This is a genomic window from Paenibacillus sp. J22P143, from assembly GCF_059692035.1.
Genome location: NZ_JCAUAQ010000014.1, coordinates 78433 through 99683 on the forward strand (window position 1 = coordinate 78433; position 21251 = coordinate 99683).

6 protein-coding genes are annotated in these 21251 nt (G+C 46.8%); all 6 read right to left on the reverse strand.

What is annotated here, in order from left to right; all coding sequences use genetic code 11:
• Positions 1-6: 6 nt before the first annotated feature.
• A complete protein-coding gene (locus tag AC58PQ_RS18815; protein WP_497244167.1) occupies positions 7-7602 on the reverse strand; it encodes an S-layer homology domain-containing protein in 7596 nt (2531 codons plus the stop codon).
• 93 nt (positions 7603-7695) lie between these two features.
• On the reverse strand, positions 7696-13065 hold the full coding sequence (locus AC58PQ_RS18820) for an Ig-like domain repeat protein (RefSeq protein WP_497244169.1): 5370 nt from the start codon (positions 13063-13065) through the stop codon (positions 7696-7698).
• A 311-nt stretch (positions 13066-13376) separates the two neighbouring features.
• The gene (locus AC58PQ_RS18825) at positions 13377-16436 is read right to left on the reverse strand and encodes an ATP-binding protein (RefSeq protein ID WP_497244171.1); all 3060 of its coding nucleotides are present in this window, start codon (positions 16434-16436) and stop codon (positions 13377-13379) included.
• A gap of 5 nt (positions 16437-16441) precedes the next feature.
• Complete coding sequence (locus AC58PQ_RS18830; RefSeq protein ID WP_497244173.1) at positions 16442-16843, reverse strand: PilZ domain-containing protein; 402 nt, start codon at positions 16841-16843, stop codon at positions 16442-16444.
• A gap of 197 nt (positions 16844-17040) precedes the next feature.
• Positions 17041-20106, reverse strand: a complete 3066-nt coding sequence (locus tag AC58PQ_RS18835; protein WP_497244175.1) for an ATP-binding protein — start codon at positions 20104-20106, stop codon at positions 17041-17043.
• Positions 20103-21236 carry a response regulator gene (locus tag AC58PQ_RS18840; RefSeq protein ID WP_497244177.1) on the reverse strand — a complete coding sequence of 378 codons (1134 nt, stop codon included), beginning with the start codon at positions 21234-21236 and terminating at the stop codon, positions 20103-20105. The genes AC58PQ_RS18835 and AC58PQ_RS18840 overlap by 4 nt, the downstream gene beginning before the upstream one ends.
• Between the last annotated feature and the right edge of the window lie 15 nt (positions 21237-21251).

The following is a 21251-nucleotide window of genomic DNA, read 5'->3' on the forward strand; positions in this document are numbered from 1 at the left end:
TATTCGCTAATTGCCTGTGATCCAAGAAGCGAGTCGAACTGCAATAGCTGCAGCCTGCGTTCTCGTCAACTGATCCTCTGGATGAATGTTGCTGTTGTCCCCTTCGATAATCCCGTTCTTAATACAGAGTGCAACTGGAATACGAGCCCACTCCGGTATCAATGCTCCGTCAGCAAACGTACTCAGCAGAGTGTCTGCTTCTTCCGATTGAAGGTCCTCGGCTCGTCCAATGGCCATCAGCATTCTTCCGGTCATCGTCATTGCTTCGACTCTTGACATTGTCGCTTGAGGAGCGTAGGATCCATCCTCCAAGCCGTTTACAATACCAAGATTCGCTGCGATCGACACGCTGCGGTTATACCAATCGTTTTCATTGACATCCGTAAAGCTCGCAGCAGCCGTTTTATTCATCATGCCTGCTGCTCGAAGCAGCATTGTAGGAAATTCAGACCGTGTGATATTGCTTTCTGGTTCAAATCGGTCTGCATCCGTGCCTAGCACGAATAGTTTGGATGCAGCATTGGCGATGCTCTCCTTGCCCCAGAAGTCGTCTTCGACATCGCTGAATGTTTTCGCACTCCGCAGGAAGACTAGATTGCCTTGGCCGCTTAATTGAACGGTAACGGAAGTCGCACCGCCTGAAGTTAAGAGCTTCCATGGCAATGGTGTCCATTCGCCGTCAGGACCTTGCAGCACAACCGCTGTAATATCCTCAGGCTGAATCGTACTAGGTACCGGAACTTGAGCTGAAACGTACGTGTTCCAATTCGCATTCGGTATGTTCGTTGTAATAGAAACACCTTGACCGGCTGCTAGCAGAGACGCATCCACGCTTGCCGCTATTTCTCCCACACCCGTTATGGCTGCACTGCCATTAGGACGAATATCGATTTCCAAATCCTGCTGCATGCCAGCCAACATTTGCGGTGTCAGCACGACCCTGGCTAACGGCAGGTCAATAATAATATTTTTCTGATTGTTGATTACTTGCTCGCTAACAGCCTGAGCCACGTGTATCTGGAATCCATTGGCTGATGCATCCTGTGAAGCGATGACGAGGTCTTGAATGCCTCCAGCTTCTACATCCTTAGCTGTTACCTGGACAGTTACGATACCGTCTTTTTTATCAGGCGTCACTTTCTGCCCATTTATCGTTAAATCGGAGGTCATGCTTCCTATAAATCCGCCCATAAATCCGCCTAGTACAGGTGCCCAGACATTGGCAGCCATCTTAGCAGATGCAGCTACAGCCAATTTGCCCGAAGACGTTCTTTTCGCCACTACGACACTGTCTCCGGCTTTGGCCGGTATCATTCCGTTCTCGGGCAGGAAGGTCCAATCGCTAATGTTCTGATTAAGCGTCGGCAGCCCTTCGCTCGTATTTGGCGTGAATACTTTATATACGAGTTGATACCCGAGCATTTCACCTGCATGGTCTACAACGACTTTTGTTGCGCTATTGTTGTACGGAATGCTGGATGAGTATGCACTCAAACGCTCCATTACGGTTGGCGCAGGAACTTCAACAGTCGCTGCAGCCATAGCCTGCAAAGATATGCCTTCGGACACTTGGTAACTCGCTTCAAGGAGACTAGAGCCCCTCGCAAGTGCCGTTATCGAGCCATCGCTTCCCAGATTAATCGCATCCCCTGAAAGAACCGAATAGCTAATCTGATCGGAAGGAAGCTCAACCTCTTTGAACTTCGGTTTCCCTTGCGCATCTTTGCCATCCGACACGCGTAGGAATGATTTCAGCGTTTGTTTATCCCCCGGTTTCATGATCGGAACCTGTTTGATCACTAGCCCTGCAGGCACGACATAGTCATCATTCGTAATATCGAGGGACGCCACATTCTCATTGCCGGCATGATCAAGAGCTCTGATCGTAAGCTGTGCCGTCGAATCGCTCGATGTGACACTAACTTGCCCATCAAAAGTGCCATCCGTCGCTGGAATCAAGTTTGTCGCTTTGCTCTCATCCCCGTTCACCGAAACCTTAAGCACAGCATCGTTGGACGTTCTTCCAGCAACTCGTATTTTCCCGTCTATCGTTCTGGCGCCCGTTAACGGTTCATCCAAATACAATACTGGTGCAATGGTATCCACGGTAAGGTAGAGCATCTTGACCGCCCTGTCCTTCGTCTTCGTGTTCTTCGCCAACAGTTCAATCCCATACTCTCCGTCTGTGGTGAATGTAGTCAGATCCAGTGTCCCGTGGCTGCCGCTGCCATCATTTTGAAGCTTAACCTTGCCGATAGATTCGTTATTGTAAAAGGCTTCTACTTCCACATCCTTCTGATCGGAAAACAGCTCGATGCTTTGCTTCGTTTTGCCGGTCAACATCTGAATTTTGTGATTGTTTCCACCTAGCAACGACTTGTCCGCTTCGAGCACAGGCTTGACAGGTACAGGGAGCAAAGTCTGCGTACTATTTACTTGACCAGCATAATGATAATTCTCATTTGCGTCCTTATCTTTAGTCGGTTTGGTTACCGAAGAAACAGCTACAACATACTCCTGTCCCACCTGAAGCCCGACGTTTTTCAGCTTTTTCTCATCCAAAGGTTGCTCTTTCGGATCGCCTGTGTAAACGGTCGACCAGCCACCAACAAGAATGCCTTCATACTTGCCGGTCGCCTGATTCCAATGGTCGGCGAGCTCCTTCTCGGTAAACATGAGCTCACCAAAATTCGGATACGGCTTCAGCTTGCCGTTTTGTTCTTGTAGAGCATGGATCACATAGCTGTGTTCAAAATCCTCATGCCCTGTTTTCTTCGGCGACGGCTTGAAGGAAAGCTCAAAATATCCGTTGCCTGCTGGCTCAATGGCTACCTCGCTCACTTCTTGCGGTGCAAGTGGATCAACGATTTCAAACTTCTCTGCTGAAGTTTGAGTACCGAATGTGGCATCCGACTTGAGCTCGGCGCGTAAATAGTAATCGCCTTGTTGCAATAATCCTCGAATATCTTCGTCATTCCCCAACAAGCGAACCTTAGTGACGTCTATGTCCATTTTGCCGCTAGTTGCAGACCCCGTTACGCCACCTTCGTTGTCCACTGGCAAATCTTTAGCGATTAAGAAGCTTGAACCTCCCGGATCGAGCACTTCTTTGCCGCCTTCCAGCTTAATCTTATCACTGGCTACTGCATTCTTAGCGAGATATAAACTTACAGTGTCACCCGGCATGGCATTATCCACGGTCCAATTCGCTGTGAATTTATTTGCATCCGCACTGTCCTTATCCAAGCTGACATTCTTCAACTGAGGCAATGTCGGAACATTAATCAACCTAGATTCGACTGCAGATAGCGATGTAAGCGTCCAAGTGCCTCCATCTTTCAACCGTTCCTGCGGAACAATGATAAAGGCCTTCTTATGATCCACCTTATCGGCCGACTTCGCCGCTGGCAGGATTTGCTCGAAAGCGTTGGCCTCCGGATTCGTGTTCGTATTGTCAAACACTACAGGATACTGCTTGCCAGCCGAATCTTTCAACGACATGCTCGGTCTAGCTTTATCGGTATATTCCACTTCAATGATGGCATTACCGGAGACCCCGCTCATCGGGATTTCGTGCACGCGCCCGCCATTTTTCACCTTAATGCCGCCAATACCAACATTCATTGTGCCGCTGTCCAACACTTGGACTCCTGGAGCCACTTCTGTATACTGAATTTCATGAGTTTCCTTCTCTGCTTCGATCCATGAGGTGGCTACCGTCTTCATACCCTGCCCGATTACCATCAATCTCGGACCCCGCTCTGGATCCTCTATAAGCAAATGGGTGAAGCCATCAGGCAACTGTTCGCCTGAGGTACCGAATTCAACCCCTCCACCCCAATAATAGGTGATGCCCACTGTGATGAATAAGATGCCTACGCTGCCCCAAATCTTATCGTTATTAAGGCCAAAGAACACACTAGCCAGCGGTATTCCGCCTACGACGGGCACATCTTCAGGAATTTGGATTTTGGCTCCCACATATCCTTCAAAGTCGATCCGGTGCTTCTCCAAATTTTGTCCTACGAATATGCCGGCCTTGCCGATGATCACATTCCACTTCCCAATGTCCACTTCTGCTTCCAGACGCACAAACCAAGGCTTTGTCCATTGCGCCTCGATTAAGGCATGCGTAAGCATCGGCATTAAATCATCCTCTTCAGGATCAATCTTGGTGGAGAAATCCATTTTCCCTTCCAAAGCAATCCCTGTTCGCTTTAAAGTAAGATCGATATCTCCAAAATGATAGGCAGGTGCAATACCGAACCTCAAGCTTACGCCAGCCTCGATGGTTAAAGGAAACGGATCCTCCTTCGTGCCGCCGGCAATCGTATCAGCCAGCTCTCGAATAGCTCCCCGCACAGCCGTTAAGTAGGTCGCTCCAGTAATGAGTCTACCAGGGCTTGTCAGTGTGGTGCCAAAGGCAATCACATCCGGCAATATTCGACCGTCTTCCACTTGCTTGAAGGAAAGCTCAGCCTCAATCTCCATCATGTTCTTCAATTGCGCACCGAATTGGATGCCATATTCATTGGAGACATCGTCAACCGGCTGGACATAATGGACAATGTTGATTTCACCGCTAGGCCTATCGGGTCCCTCCGGCTCCTCACTGCCGCCTCCGCCCTCAGGTTCTTCCTTTTTCTCCGGTTCGAGCAAGCCTAATTTCCCGTTCAAATCAAACTTAAGTCCCGCTTCAATGCCCACAAATCCCTCTTCATTAAAAATAATGTTACGCACTTCAGCCTGAATCACCTTCAACGAAATCATTCCACCGAATGAGATGCCGCCAGGTCTTAGAATAAAATCGTTAAATTGAAGGGAAAACCCGGAAACCATAAAGTTTGGCGCTGCAAACAAGCTATGCTTGTTGAAATACACCAACTGAATCATTAACTGCCGCATCGGATTCAGCCTATCCCCCAGCGCTCCAGCCGCCCATCTCAAGCTGCTGTTCAAGCTGCTTTCTTCCTCATTGCCTTCTTTGTCCGGATATTGCGCTTGCGGAATGGTATACCCTTCACCCAGCGTTTTATCAAATCCGTTAAAGAAATCAAGCGACCATTCGCCTTTGTGGAAAACAAAACCGCTGCTGGCTACGCTTAGAACGCCATCCCCTTTTACAATCAGCGTATCGAAGAACGGCATGGTGTCAAACCCGTTCACTTTATCCTGCACGCCGAAAATACTCAGCTTGCCCTCGGAAAAGACAATATCCTTTCCTTTATAAGCAACGGCCCCATTAATAATGGCCCGCTCGGTTCTCGTATCTACCACGATCTGCTGATCATCGCCGGAGCCTACCTGTTTAATCATCCCGCGAATGTCAACAAGCTTTTCTCTTTCTACTTCTTCATCCTCAAAAAACTTATCCATTTCTTCTTCCGATTCAAACAATTCGTAATTATAGGCTGGGACTTCTGCCAGAGATTCATCGTCCAAGTATTCGGCAAGCTCGAATTCCGGGTCGATCGCTTTACTCGCCATGCCAATAAAGTTTTTGGCCATCTTATACACCAGTACAGAGCTGTACAGATCCGTACCCGATTCAAAAGGTTCCCCAGGGAATGCATCATTAATCTCCTCTAGCAAATCCCCGTTTAATGAAGGTGTAACGTGGCTTAAATCCACCATCTGCTTATAGACCGCTATGATATTGGCTTCCCGAACCCGGGTCGTATCATTATCCGTGACAGCAAAGGTTTGATTGGTCGTAATATCGTACATCGCAGCGAGTTCCTCATCGCCGCCTGCTTCGCCTTTATAGTCAATTTCAATTTGGTATTCTCCCAGAGGCAGTTCTGGTCCACGACCAGCCTCAATCACTCGCCCCGCTTTGTCAACCAAATCACCGTCCCGGTAAGTAATGCGCATATCCCCGGAGAATCCATCATCCGTTGGGTTCAAAACAACGGAACCCTTGACAGGCACCTTATAGCGCTTATCAGTTGCTTTCTCTTTGATATACAGATCAAAGTTAGGCTCAGTCGTTTCACTTCCCGTATTGTACGCATCAATATTCGTGATGTTGACGTTCAAATATTTCACATCACTTATATAAGTTTCTTTCGGAGATAGCCCGTAAGCATATGTTGGAACCGCTTGGCCAATGGCCGGCAATAAGATAAAACTGGATTTGTTCGATTCATACTGGGCTTTGATCCCCTCGTCCTCAATCCCCTCGACCTTTTGCTGGGTCTCTGGACTCTTCGCAGTCAGCATATACTGCTTGGTCGTAGGCCAAGGTCTGCCTTTGGCCATCACTTTGAACGAAGCCGTAATCGTATCGCCTGGCTTATAATTCGGAATAATCCCCTGCTGCGCTTCCTCCAGCGTCGCCGACTTTCTGAACTCTATCGCTTTGCTGTTTACAGGCTCAGTAAGAACTTTGCCGTTCCCATCACGCTTTACCCTTCCCTGTTCATCCAACTGAACAAAACTCAGCCCACTTTCCAGTGTCAGTTCGACTTGAATCTTCGAATGCTCCATGTTGAACGCTGGGAGATTCTCCACTTCTGCTTGTAAATCGAATATGCCTTCATTCTCATAGCTGCTGTTGTCACTGAGCGTAGCCAGCTGTTGTGGCGTATCCAGGTAGCGAATGGAAAACACCTTATCCGGCTCAATGATTTCCCCTAAGCCGTAGACGGTTTCGAACGATTGCACAGCATTGTTCTCCAGGTTCTTCGGATTCCAATAGAACGCTACCGCCGAATCTGCTGTGCCGTAATCATTCGTTGCTCGTGTATAGTCCAAATTGCCGTTCGGGGTATAATCCCACTTGGTATTGGCCAAACCGTTCCAATGACCCACGATCATTTCATCCACAATATTGATGTTCTGCTCGGCAAAATTATTAAACCCGTATGCAATCACATTCGTCGCTTGCGGATTGCTATAATCCAGCGTATCCCGCATAACCCAATATGGTGGCAGTTTGTACAAGGGTTCGTCTTCTTCGGAAACCGCAGGATTATGAACGAGCTTTCTCTCCACCAGGAGCGGCGCCTTATAAGCCTTCCCGATCTGGAACGCAGGTCCGTCATTGCCTGCGACCATCGTATCCAGCATCAGGCGAGTGCCCAGTTCTACCTGCGCACCGCTATGGTTAACCACCTCATAACGGATATTGACATTCCCCAGATTCTTCTTGTCTAGAGCATCAGTATAGAGCATTAAAATTTGTTTTATTGCAACCCCTTTGATTGTCCAGACGGTTTCGATCTGTTTCGTTCCGTTCGAATTTAGAACAATACGAGGTGGCGTAATCTCAGAGAAAAAATCTACCGCAAATTTATAAGGATTACCAAAAATATAATCGGTTCCGTCAATTCGAAACGTCGTAAAGGACGTCTCTGGATCATCGCCGCCGAACAGCATATTCACATTCTGATCCTTTTTTCGAATGGGTTGTCCCTCTATCGTTCGAATACCGTATCGTCCTGTGTTATTATCGACCGTAACTTTTATGTAATCATTCTGCAGCATCGTTGTATCAGGCTTAATAATTTCAGCCGCAAGAACGGACGCAATTTCGCCAGTGGTGCTGAAGAGGAATATAAGTGTCAGTACTAGTACCAACGTCTTTTTGACTAGCCTCAAGTGAATGCCTCCTGTTCCGGAATTAATCTCCACAATAACCTCACACGGGACAACAGCGTTGATATGCGCTTCATCCCGTGCTTGGCCATTTTATTATTTCCCGCCAATGAAGAAGGTGGAATACTCGCGTTCCCTCTCCTGATTCCTTACGATAATCGTGTACCAGCCTACCTTATCGAATTGGACCTCGAAACGGCGGTTCACCAATTCGTTGTAGGTGATTTTACTTGCGATATACTTCATCTGACCTTCGCGATACAGCCCTGGCTGATAAAACACATCATAAGTTCCCCACTCGTTAATCGCATCTTGACCGTTCACTTCCATGATGTTGTGTCTTGTAATGTTGAAGGTGAGCGTGCTTTGATCGAACAATGCGGTTTCCCCGCTTGATCCCGAGATAAGCACATCATTGGCAAAAATAAGCATGCCGTCTCCAGATACGACAGTAACATCCTGATGCGCTACGACAGTATTCCCAACCTGATCCATAGCGGTGTAGGTGACGGTCTGCTTGCCAAGCCTGCTCAGATCCAGCCCGCTGATCGAAACCTCGATCTGATCGGCGCTTGATAAATTATCGGAAACGACGTACCCGCCCAGATCAGTGCGGAAGTTAAAATCCGTCTTGTTTTGTGCGATGCCGACTGAAGCCATATTGAGCTGAATAGTCGGCGCTGTGTTATCCAGTCCTCGAATCGCAATAGGGACTTTTCGCACATTGCCCAGTAAGTCCGACAAGGCGACTAGTGTGGAGCCTTCCCCTGAGTAAGATCTGGAGTACGTGAACGATCCGTCAGAGCTGCTAATCTTGTTTGTATACTCGCCGCTTACGGAATCCCTTGCCGGAACCGTCCCTGCAAACACCATGTTAGGCGACCTTGTTTCACCTCTAAGCGTTGCCTTAACTTTACCTTTCGCGTATTGCTGACCGCCGATCGTAACGACCCGTTCCTCCGGCAGCGGGTTGCCCGCCTCATCCACGAACGTGTATGTATTGGAATCAGCTTTCGGCGGTGTGGAGATAATGTTGTCTACTGTTTCTTTTACGACAGACACATTGCCAAACTCATCGGTTACCATAAAGGACACGGTGCCGTTCTCTTGCAGTGTTACGACGTCTTTTCCATTCAGTACGATAAAGTCCTTGTCGCTCGGATTTACTTTTTCCAGTGTCAAAGTAACGCCAGAAGCGTACTGCACATTGCCAGAGCTGTCTTTGATCGTGCCGTATGTCTTGTTGTTGTTCTCTCCGTAAGCATAAGAGCGAACCACTCTCACCGTCGGTGCTTCCTTATCGATATTCGTGACGCTCGCCGTCACCGTATTCGTATTCCCTGCTTCATCCATGATTCTGAATTCAAATTCACCATTCTCCGTAAAGGTGTGGATCTGCCGTCCGTTATTATTGATAATCCTGACTGGTTCGGAAAGATCTACAAGTTTTACCGAAACATTTCCGTTGGTATTTCCCGTAGTCAAATATTCAATATTTCCTAATGGTTTGGTGTCATCTATATTCTTGACCCCGACATAAAGTTTAGGTCTATTGGGTATATCACCAGCGGCAATATCGATCAGATCAAAAGCATACAACCCGTTTTGCTTCACTGTAAACTTATTGCCCGAACGAATCGGCAGAGACGGATTCACAGCCGAAGGCACCACTTTGATGCCGAGCGGTGTCGTCACCTCAATTTCAACCCCTACGCTCGAGCTAACCGGATCACTTGTGTTCAAGGCGGCCAATGCGTAGATCGGCTCTGATGAGCTGACGTTAGATGTCGTCAGACGTGTAGGTACCCCGATGATACCGTTCGGAGCTCTATATTTCACTTGAATTTGCAAGTCCGCCGCTTTGTTCGTCGGCACTTTCAATGCTACGAAATTGGTAAACGGCCTCCACTTTACCCAGCTTGCCCCGTTGTCAGGGGATACGGAGAAATCATATTCGCCTTGATTCACTGCCCCAGCTTCGACGCCCAACTGTACAATCGCGGTATATCCATCCGCTTCATCACCATACAAATAGACGAGATCTGGCGTTACATCAACAGGTGGTATGTCGGATCCTTCCGGTTTGGATACTTTGAATACGCCCGGCGAAGCCGTAACGCTCATATTCCCTGCGGAATCCTTGACCCATATATACAATTTGAAGCTCACTTCTTCACCAGGGTTTAGCGAATCATTATTGATCTCGACTACACCATTATCAGGAACCTGCACCCAACCGCTGGAATGCTCATCAGGCACTTCCGCACTCTCGACCAGCCACTGATATTGTTTCAAGACAAGTTCGCCGCTTTGCAGCGCTTCTTTCTTTATTGTGACAGTGACATCTTGTTTCACTTGCGGATAATTGGCCCCGGTCTTGCTGAAGGTGACATCTGGAGCCCTGTTATCAAAGTAATATTTTTTAGAATAGTAATAATATTTATCAACACCCGCCTCGGTCACCTTCACCCTGACGTGGAAATACTGTTCACCGTTTTTCGCAGCATCGGCAGGTGCCGTGAAGATCAGTTCGCCGTTGTTCTCAACGGGATCGTTGAAACCTGTGAACAACTCCGGTCGAACTGCGCTATCCTTGAATGCATAGCCGACATAAGTCGTTTGAGTAACTGTTGATCCGTACGTTGCTTGCGTCACCGGCGTCGAGTACGTCGCACCTGTCACGGATGACTGCACTCCCGTAGGGTCAATGCCACTGAGCTTGAATACGATGTCATGGCTTTGTACATATTGGCTATTAGCTTCAGGCTCGAATGTTCCTCGGATCGTCGCTGTCGAATTGACGGTAAACAGCGTATCGCTCGTAACGAAAAGCTCGTTGCCCGCGTAATCTGATGTTTTGATGCTCAACCGATAGTTGCCATCCTCGAAGACCTCATTCAAGGTGGACAGTATCGTGCTGTTTCCAATCAATTGCGCGTCTACCCACTCGGCATCAGATGGCTCTTCTCCATCTTTTACCCATTGATACTGGCTTGCCTGCACGCCGCTATGTTCATCGGCAATCGTGAGATGGGCTTGAACGGCGGCACTGTTATTACGGATCGGATCGCTAATAGTAACTATCGGCGCCCGATTGTCCAGCTTAATTGTTGCCACACTGTAACTCCAGTTGGAATCGTCTTGCTTAAAATCATTTAGCGGCCATACAGCGGTATTCCCGTATTGGCCTACAGCTTCCAATACTTTGTTATCCGCATAGAACTGTCTATCCGCTGGAGAACCAGTCGTCTCGGCTTTCCACGCTGCGTATTGTGTCGGATTATCGTTAATGTAGGTTTTTTTCTTCTCTTCCTGCATCAGTTCCCTAGCCGAATCCCAAGTCATATCCGCAGTCCACGTATGCAAGTACCATTCGCCACTGTTCTCAGCAGTCTTCGCTTCGGCAGGCACAGCAATCAGGTTCGTTTTGTTATTCGCAATCCGCAGGTCAATATTTGCAAATTGATCTGGATACAATTCTACCCGAGGCTGTTTGGATGCAAGCGAAAATCTTTTGACAAAGGCAAAATTGTCCGCACTCTTGTCAGCAAAAGGATTGTCTGCGCTTTGGCTCCACAAGTAATAGACAAGTCCGACAGCCGGCGCCGTTGATCCCGTCATATTCGATGGCCGATAAATCCCTTTGCTCGGCCGTGGCGTACCCGCCCCTACCGGATCTTTAGACGGAATGAGGATCGACGGATCATTGGCGTCTATCGTTACTTTTCCGTTCTTTTGATATACCGTGTTCGTTGCGCCGCCAGACTCAAAACGATAGCTGAAGATCGGCTTCGTATTATCGATGGATAACTGAGCCCAGTCAATCTTTGAATTTACGTTGGATGACTCCGATAGCCCAGTACCTGGATCGGTATCTACGAAAACTCCATCGTAGTTGGCCGGTTGAACCAACATATTGCCTGCGTAATCCTGAAGCACATTCTTATCCGCTTCATTCCTCTGTTCATGGGACAACGCGATGGCCTTCAAAAGCGGCGCCTCGGCACTAACTGCATCCGTGATCGGCAAACGGAAGGTCCATTTGTTCGTCTTGTCGCCCTTGAAATATTTAGCCTTCATTCCGTTATTAAGAAGCAGGTAAGTATCGTCAACATCCCAACCAGTTCGGACAGTTGCGTCTTCCGTTAACTGTACGGTGAAATCTATCGAGTCGTTCTTGTTCAAGGTGACTCCCGTCAATATTTCCGGTTGAATTCCGTTGCCCGTCTTCTCATATTTCGGAGGCACTGCATCGACGATAACTCGGTATCCGCCATGACGATAGTCGAAAGGGTCGACCGTATCGTTTCGCACCTCAGTATTACTGTCGTTGCTCGCCTTTCCTGGTAAGTTAATTGTTGCTATATTTCCTGCTGCATCAACAAAAACAGCGTCTTTAAACTTCTTTTCCAAGCTTTGATTCATTGGCAACGCCCCAGAATCGCTGGACGAACTATCAATTTTCGGTTCAATCGGGAGGTTGCCGCTATGGTGGTACTTGACCCCTTTATATTGATATACGATATTATCATGAAAGGATTTCAGGTTGCTTGAAGTGTAAGTTTTATTCGTTAGATACTGCTGCTCTCCTGCAGCAGGTAATCCGGTATCTTCCGGATTGACAAACAACGGATGCTTTAGGAAATGCGCATTATATGACGAATTCAGAGCGCTTGGTTTAACTGGCTCATTGAAATGATAGGTCATTGTTATATTTTCGTTTTTCTTGACATACAATTCCGTTTGATTGATCGCCGTATTATCCCGCTCCGCCCCATCACCTGTAAACGTGTAGCCTTCCAATTTGGGGCGTGTCTTACCCTCAAATTTCAAATAAAATCCTCTAACGCCTGTTTTAACACCATCAACACCGTCTTGCCCTACCAATCGGATACGGATTACTGAATTGGATTTCAATTCAGCAGAGTCGCTAGCGTTGTAAATACTACCATTATTATCATTTGCATGTCCGTGCAGCTTCAGGTCATCATCAACATAAATCCACATTTCGCTGTTTCGTTCGTAACATAAAAAAGGACATTCATCAACGAATACTAATTTGTCCCATCCAAACCGTGCTACACCATTACCACTTTCAGCAAGTAGTTTCAACTCGGGATTATCCGCAACCTTTACTTCAAATTGAAGCTCGGCCCCATAATCATCATCCATCCCGGTTCTAATATCCCCGTTCCCGAAATCAATTGTCGCATTGCTGGAATTATCGGTTATTTTAAACCCGGGGGCATTCGTAGATTCATTAAAGTTAATAAACGCGTTGCCCGCACTGCAGGACAAATTGCCGATGCGAACACCTGCCCCATAATGAATTTCTTGGTCATTCCCATTGCAATCGCTCTCAGCCGCTTTCGCCTGCTGTGCAGGCAAGCCTGGCATCCATGTAATCATTAAGCATAAAATTAAGATGATGACCGTCCATTTGGATACGATCTTATTCCTGCTCATTTTAATTAACCGCTGCCAAGAGCTTCTAAAAATCAAAAAAAGCGCTACTTGCTTGATTCGTAGTTTTTCGACTTTTACAAGGTTGCGTGTCTCAACGAAACGGTTTCCCCCCTTGTTCATTTCGTATTTTACGGAAAGCCTTGCACTGCAACCTGCACAAGCGTTTGTCCGATCTTACAAAGGCGACGTTTGGGTCCTAGTTCCAATCTAGTCCTATTTTACTATATCAACTCTCAACAAAATCTCAACAATTGTCGAAAAAAATTACATTATGTAAAAAACTATGCATTGCCTGTCAGGAAGAACACGGATCAACTGATCTTGACTCCTACCAAATCAGCAGGAATCCGTAGTACCACTTTCGTTCCAACGCCAACTGTACTCTGCACGTTTAACCCCGTTCCATAAGTGAATTTAAGCCGTTTGCTGATGTTTTTGAGGCCAACTCCTGAGCTCAAACCATGCTGTTCGAACGCTCCCATTGTCAGCGTCTCCTCCAGCTTCTCTTCCGTCATGCCCACACCGTCATCCTCTACCTCGAAGACGAAATAACCATCTGCTCTATACGTCCTAATGTATACTGTTCCCCCATCTTCCCGACCTCCGATACCGTGCCGAATCGCATTTTCGACGAGCGGTTGAAGGAGCAATGGCGGAATTCTGACATCCTGTATCTCTTCCGATATGTCATATTCCACCCGTATAAGATCCTTGAATCGCACCTTTTCAATCTCGGCATAAGAGCGGATCAATGCGAGCTCGCTACTGAACGAAACCTGTTCTTGAATGTTGCTGAAAGCGAAGCTTCCGCGCAAATAGTCAGCCAATTCCGTCGTCAACTTCCTCGACTTTGTGACATCCATATAGCTGAGCGCCATGATCGTATTCAACACGTTGTACAGAAAGTGCGGCTTTATTTGCGACTGGAGAAATGCTACTTCCAAATCGACCGCTCTGCCAACCGATTCTTTCATCGTGAGCAGGCTCTTCACACGGGCACGGAGCTCAGCTGCATCGAAAGGCTTAGGTAAATAATCGTTCGCTCCCGCCTCGAATGCCGCAATTTTATCTTCTGCCTGAATCGATGCCGTCACCATCAATATGGGAAGCTCGAGCATGCTGTACACGCTTCGTAATATCCTGCACACTTCGAGCCCGGAGAGACCCGGCATCATCAGATCAAGAATGACCAGATCGACCGCGCGACGATTCTCCATTTGCTGCAGCGCCTCGTAGCCGTTCTTCACAGCAATGACCGTGTAATCCAGACGTTCCAATGCATCGATAAAGACTTTCAGATTGGAGAAATTGTCATCAACAACAAGAATCGTATATGCACCCTTTCGCTGTGAAACGTACGGCGTCTGGAATGAATATTCCGGCAATGCAGGTATGGCAGCATCGTGCACCTGCTTAGCGCCTACAAGCGCGCTCACATCACTGTTTGCCATTGGCAAACAGAATGTAAATGTTGAACCTTCGCCTTTTTTAGAGGATGCCCGAATGACGCCGTGCTGTAATTCAACCAGTTGCTTTACGATAGGGAGGCCTAACCCGAAGCTCTCGTTAGAGTCCGTTACCAATGTCTTGTACGGCTCGAAAATAATCGCAAGCTCACTCTCGTCCATGCCTTTCCCTGTATCTTTAACGAAAATTTCGATCATGCCGCCATGTTCTGCCGCCATGACTTCAATACTCCCGGACTCGGTATGTTTGATGGCGTTATCCAGTAAATTATTCAAAATTTGACGAAAGCGGCTTTCGTCTGCCAACACGTAAGGTAAATCCTCCGGAACATTGTTCATTAGACTCACTTCTTTACCAGTAGTCAAGAAAGAGAACACTTTCAACACAACTTCTACTGTCGAACTCACATGTATCGGCACCAGATTAACAGTAAGTCGCCCTTCCTTCAACTTGGAAAAGTCAAGAATATCGTAAACGAGCTGGGACAGCCGTTTCGCGATGACAGAAACCAAACCTACATTTTCCTTCTGCTCGTTCGAAAGCAGATGGCTGTGATCGTCGATCACCGACTGCGTAATATGAATAATGCCATGCAGCGGTGTCTTAAATTCGTGCGCCGTCCTTCTAAGAAATTCATCCTTCAACTTATCCGCTTGCACGAGCTGCTCGGATAATTGTTCAATCTTTTTATAAGCATTAGAGAATCTCAGCGACATGAGCAGAGCGAACATCAGCAGAAACACGAACGGCTCCACTGGAGGAAATGTGTAGATAGGAACGGCATAGTAAAGGTTCAAATTTTGGGAAAACGCATATGCATTGAAAGCAATTGCGGCAATGAACAAATATAAGCTTCCTTCGACTCTATGTAAAGCTCCCAGTACGCACACATATATGGTGAATAAAGTAGGGATCGTACCGTATATCGTTGCAATCGATTTCACAGCCTCTTCATCGATGAAGGAAAGAAGTCCAGCGTTCGTAATTAACTGAACGAGTCCAAAAACGAGAACAAATCCGATGAGCCATCGAGAAGAAAATACGCGAAACGTCGAATACATAAGGAAAAGCAGCCCTATACCCGCAGAAAAAAACTGAATGGCCAAAAAAAGCCATACAGGCATCGACTCAAATACGTCATACACAATTCTTTCGCCTCGCGTTGTTGAATATACCGCGAACCATTGGCACACCAGCCCGAAAATGAGCAGAAAGTAATCTTTTCTGCGCTGATTATAAAGGCCTAAAAAATATAATCCTATTATTAAAAAAGAAGTAACCGTTATCCAATCGTGTGCGAGCGCTTTGGATTCCAGCTTTGAAATATGGAATTGATCGCCTAGATATATGGAGTGATTAATTCCACTACTTGCGGGAAAGTCGTAATTCGCAACCTGGACGATGACTTCATTCATACCCCGCTGTAAATTAAAATACGCGACAATCGGCTTATTCTTCCCTGAGTATGAAGGCTCATCTGCAGGGATACCGCTGGCTCCGATCACTTGGCCATTAATAATGATGCGGCTGGACATTTGGATCGATAACGTCTTGATGCCATATATTTGACTTTCATCGCTTATGTTGACATGCAATCGGTACGTGGCTTTACCGAGCGTATTCATTTGACTCGCCCAAGAACTAGGAACGGAAATCAACTGCGAGTGAAGGTCGCTCGACTCTGAAAAATCCTGTGTGTCTAACAGCTGTTCAGGATAAAATTCCCACTCACCGTTAAGAGCGGCAACGCCCTCTTCAGCGAAGCGCCACATCGATAAATCCAGAATGCCGCCTGAGGCTTTTGGCGTCTCTCCGTCAATATGAGCTATAATGGCAGGTATCGTTCCATATGTGCCTGCAAGCATTGCAAGCGTAATGAGTAAGGCCAATAGTTTTCGTTTCATAGGCCTTACGTGTTCCATCCCGTACCGCTACTCGACAGGCTTGGCTGCAGATCATTCCGTAACTTTTTAACATATAATTTCAGCTGATCCGTAATATATTGAGGCGTGTGATCTGTGAATTGAATACCATATATATAGGAATTCCACTTCTTTTCGTGCCATTTTACTTTGCCAGTCAATTGGATCGAATCAGACAGTTGGAATGCAATCATCAAATTCATTATTTGAACATTTGCATGAAAGCTAATCTGCGATTCAATTTTACACCCATTATGACTCAAATCCAGTAGTTTAGCTTCAATGGTATAACGTGATATATCCTCATTATTCATTTCATCTGCATGCAAGATACAAGGTATCGGCGGATTAAACATAAAGCGTAATGGGTCGTTTCTCTTACTGTACATGATTCATCCCCTCATATATCCAATGATTTCCGTCCATTGTATATCACCAGTACTCAACAATATCTCAACAAGCAGCACACATGCCCGAATCGTAAAAAATTCACAAAAAAAATCCCTTCCAGATCAAGAAATGAATGGCACATTCCACCGAATGTCCCATTCATTTCTTTCCAGGAAGGGATACTACCTTTAATGCTTCATACCTGGTCGGCAGGAATCCGAATCTTCACTTTCGTTCCTATCCCAACCGCGCTTTGCACGTCCAATTCCGTGCCATAAGCGAATTTCAATCGCTTGCTGATGTTTTTGAGGCCAACGCCCGATCTCGAAGAAGCCTGTTTTATCTCTTCTAACAGTTCGTTACCCAAAATCTTTTCAACCTGCTCCGCCGTCATGCCGACGCCATCGTCCTCGACTTCGAAGACGAAGCTCCCGTCCGCTTCTTTGTACGCCCTCACAGTTACGATTCCCCCGTCCTCTCGGCCCCCGAGGCCATGCCGAATCGCATTTTCGACGAGCGGCTGAATGATCAGCGGCGAGATTTTGACGTCCAGCACCTCTTTCTCAATATCGTATTCTACCTGTATACGATCCTTGAACCTTACTTTTTCAATCTCTGCGTAAGATCGGATCAGTGTGAGCTCGTTGCTGAACGAAACCTGTTGCTGAATGTTGCTGAAGGCGAAGCTTCCACGTAAGTAGTCAGCCAGCTCGGTTGTCAGCTTCCTTGATTTATCGACATCCTTATAGCTAAGCGCCATAATCGTGTTGAGCACGTTATACAAAAAGTGCGGCTTAATTTGGGACTGAAGAAACGCCACCTCCATATCTACCGCTTTGCCAACCGATTCCTTCATGGCGAGCAAGCTTTTGGCTCGGGCGCGAAGTTCGGCCGCATCGAATGGCTTCGGCAAAAAATCGTTCGCGCCTACCTCGAACGCAGCGGTTTTATCCTCGGCCTGAATGGATGCCGTCACCATCAGGATCGGCAGCTCCAGCATACTGTAGGTGCTTCGCAAAATACGGCACACTTCGAATCCGGACATGCCCGGCATCATCAGATCAAGAATGACCAGATCGACCGAACGTCGGCTTTCCATTTGTCGTAAGGCCTCATAACCGTCCTTCACGGCTATAACCGTGTAGTCCAGACGTTCCAATGCATCAATCAACACTTTCAAGTTGGAGAAATTATCGTCTACAACAAGAATCGTATACACACCTTTATGCTGCGAAATGTAAGGCGTAGGGAACGAGTATTCCGGCGCCACATATAGGGTGGGGACTTGCTTCCGAGGAGCGTCGGCATTTACGAGCTCGTCATTGCCTGCCTTCGGCAAACTGAACGTAAACGTCGAGCCTGCACCTTTCTTTGAGGAAACCCTAATTTGACCGTACTGCAATTCAACCAGCTGCTTGACAATCGGCAAGCCTAATCCGAAGCTAGCATTAGCATCCATTTGCAATGACTTGTACGGCTCAAAAATAATCGAAAGCTCTCTCTCGTCCATACCTTTTCCAGTATCTTTGACGGAAATTTCAATCCTGCCCCCCTGTTCCGCAGCCATGACTTCTATGCTTCCAGATTCCGTATGCTTAATAGCGTTATCCACCAAATTGCTTAAAATTTGCCGAAAACGGCTCTCGTCCGCGAATATAAACGGTAGATCGTCTGGAACTCTGTTCACAAGACGCACCTGCTTACCTGCGATCAGAAAGGAAAACACCTTCAACACAACATCAACCGTCGAACTTACATGAATCGGCAATGGATGAACCGCCAGTTCCCCTTCCTTCAGCTTGGAAAAGTCAAGAATATCGTACACGAGCTGGGATAGCCGCTTCGCAATGACTGCGACTAGACCAACATTCTCCTGCTGCTCGTTCGAAAGCGGATGGCGTCGATCATCAATCACCGATTGTGCAATATTCATGATGCCGTGCAGAGGCGTCTTGAACTCATGTGCCGTCTTGGTAAGAAACTCATCCTTCAGTTTATCCGCTTGAATAAGCCGACCAGACAATTGCTCAACCTGCTTGAAGGCATTCGAGAATCTCAGCGACATGAGCAGAGCTAGCGTGAGCAAATATACAAACGGCTCAATTGGCGGGAACGTATAGACAGGAACTCGGAAATAGATGTTCAAATTTAGGAAGTATTGATGCACGTTAAGCGCAATCGCTGCCGCCACCAAATACAGGCTGCCTTCTACCTTGTGCAGGGCAGTAAGCACAAGCACATATATCATGTAACCGAACGTGAAATTAATATGCATGGTTACGAGTAAGCGCATCGTCCCGTTCTGAATCCCTGTAAAAAAAAACAGCTCCAAAGCCATGAAAATCATCCCGATGATGGCTGCAATCCAAATGAGCCGCTTGGAACAAAACAGACCAAAAGCCAAAAATACATAAAAAAGCAGAGCGATACTGGCGGCAATTGGCACAATGATTTGAATACGCAAAAACAACCAAACTGGAAGGGAAGGGAGTAGGTCATATATAATTCGTTCGCCCAATGTTGCTACAAATATCGCGAAGAATACACTCAATAATCCAAAATTAATCAGGAAATAATCTTTTCTTCGCTGCGTGTACAAACCGATAAAATATAGCCCCATAATTAAATAAGCTGTAAATCTGACCCAATCGTGCGCGAGTGCTTTGCTTTGAAGTGCAGCTATTTGCTTCTGGTAGCCAAGAAAAATGGAATGGTTAATGCCGCTGCTTGCCGGCGCGTGATAATTGGCAACCTGAACGATCAATTCATTGAGACCGGGCCGAAGAGTTAAGTAGGTGACAACCGGTTTATTTTTCCCCACATACGATTGGCTTTCTGCCGGACTGCCGCTTGCACCAACCTCTTGTCCGTTGACGATAATCCGGCTCGACATTTGGATCGACAACGTCTTCAGTCCGTAAATTTGACTCGCATCTGTGATGGTAACGCGTAATCGATACGTCGCTTTTCCAATCGTCTTCATCTTGCTCGACCACGACCCTGGCACAGCAATCATTTGCGGATTAGGACGTTTACCCTCCATAAAATCCGCCGCCGTTAGAAGTTGATCCGGATAAAACTCCCAATCCCCATTCAACGCTGCTGCTCCATCCTCAGCGAAGTTCCAACCCGTCAAATCAAGATAACCCTGAGATGCTTTTGGCATCCCACTATCCAGATGCGACAAGATGAACGGTGCCGTGCCATACGTGCCCGTAAGCATCGCAAGCATAATCATAAGCGCTAACAGTTTTCGCTTCATAACACGCTCCTTAGCCCGGAAGCCGATGAAACAAGCTGTCGGTACAGCGCTTCCGTTTCCGCCTCCAATTCAACCCCCATACGATCATGAACCGCTTTTTCCAACTGACGGTACGATTTTATGGCTTCATTGCGGTTCCCCGCCTCTATGTGCAGTTTGATCAGCTCGCGACCATCCTTTTCAGAATCGGGAGAAACAGCGACAAGCTGTTCCAAACAATCCAAAGCTGATGTACGTTCACTGCTTTCTTTAAAAAAAGAATACAGCTTTCTAAGCGCCTGCACATACTTGCTCTGCAATTGTTCCTTTCTCCCTAATGCCCACCTAAAATCGCAAGTGCTCAAATAATCACCTTTAAATAAGGCAGTTATTTTATCCAACTGACTCTTCCCCAAATGATCTCCTACCAATGCCTCATTAAGCAGTTTCTCCAACTCAATCGTATCGCAGACGATATGACCAATATCAAGAGAATATCCTTTGCCAATTTTGTTCAGGACGATAACAGACCCGTTAGCACGTATGTTTTTTTTCAACTGCCAGATACTTGTATACAGATACGAACGAGCTTTCTCCACGTTGGACTCTGGCCATAACGCTTCCATAATGACGGCTTGTTCAACCGTTTGGCCGCAATGATGAACAAGAAATGCGCATAATTCCTTCTCTTTCGTTGTCCGCCATGACCATTTCGTATCGCCAATATGTACAGAGAAGTCCTCCATGCAGCAAATCATCGGTTGGGTGCTCACTTCCGTACTGCGAATGGCCAAAGCCTCTTCAAGGCGTTTAACCGAATTGTTCAACCTCTCCATATGAAGCGGTTTTAATAAGTAATCGAGTACTTTTATCTCAAAAGCCTCAATCGCATATTCCGTATACGCCGTGGTAAAAATAATATGTATATTCGGATCTATTGCTTTAATGGCTCTTGCTGCCACATTGCCCTTCATTCCCGGCATCTCAATATCCAAAAAAACGGCATCTGGCTGCTGTGTTCTCATTTCTTCGAGTGCATGCCCTGCGTTCTTATATTTCCCGACAACCATCACATTGCCGATTCCGCCAAGCAATATTTCCAGCATATCAAGTGCGTATTCTTCATCATCGACTAGCATGACACGAATCATCTTATCCTCCACTAT

Bases quoted from the DNA above. Each gene is read 5' to 3' on its own strand.
- AC58PQ_RS18820 (WP_497244169.1), bottom strand. From the start codon at position 13,065: ATGAGCAGGAATAAGATCGTATCCAAATGGACGGTCATCATCTTAATT.
- AC58PQ_RS18825 (WP_497244171.1), bottom strand. From the start codon at position 16,436: ATGAAACGAAAACTATTGGCCTTACTCATTACGCTTGCAATGCTTGCA.
- AC58PQ_RS18830 (WP_497244173.1), bottom strand. From the start codon at position 16,843: ATGTACAGTAAGAGAAACGACCCATTACGCTTTATGTTTAATCCGCCG.
- AC58PQ_RS18835 (WP_497244175.1), bottom strand. From the start codon at position 20,106: ATGAAGCGAAAACTGTTAGCGCTTATGATTATGCTTGCGATGCTTACG.
- AC58PQ_RS18840 (WP_497244177.1), bottom strand. From the start codon at position 21,236: ATGATTCGTGTCATGCTAGTCGATGATGAAGAATACGCACTTGATATG.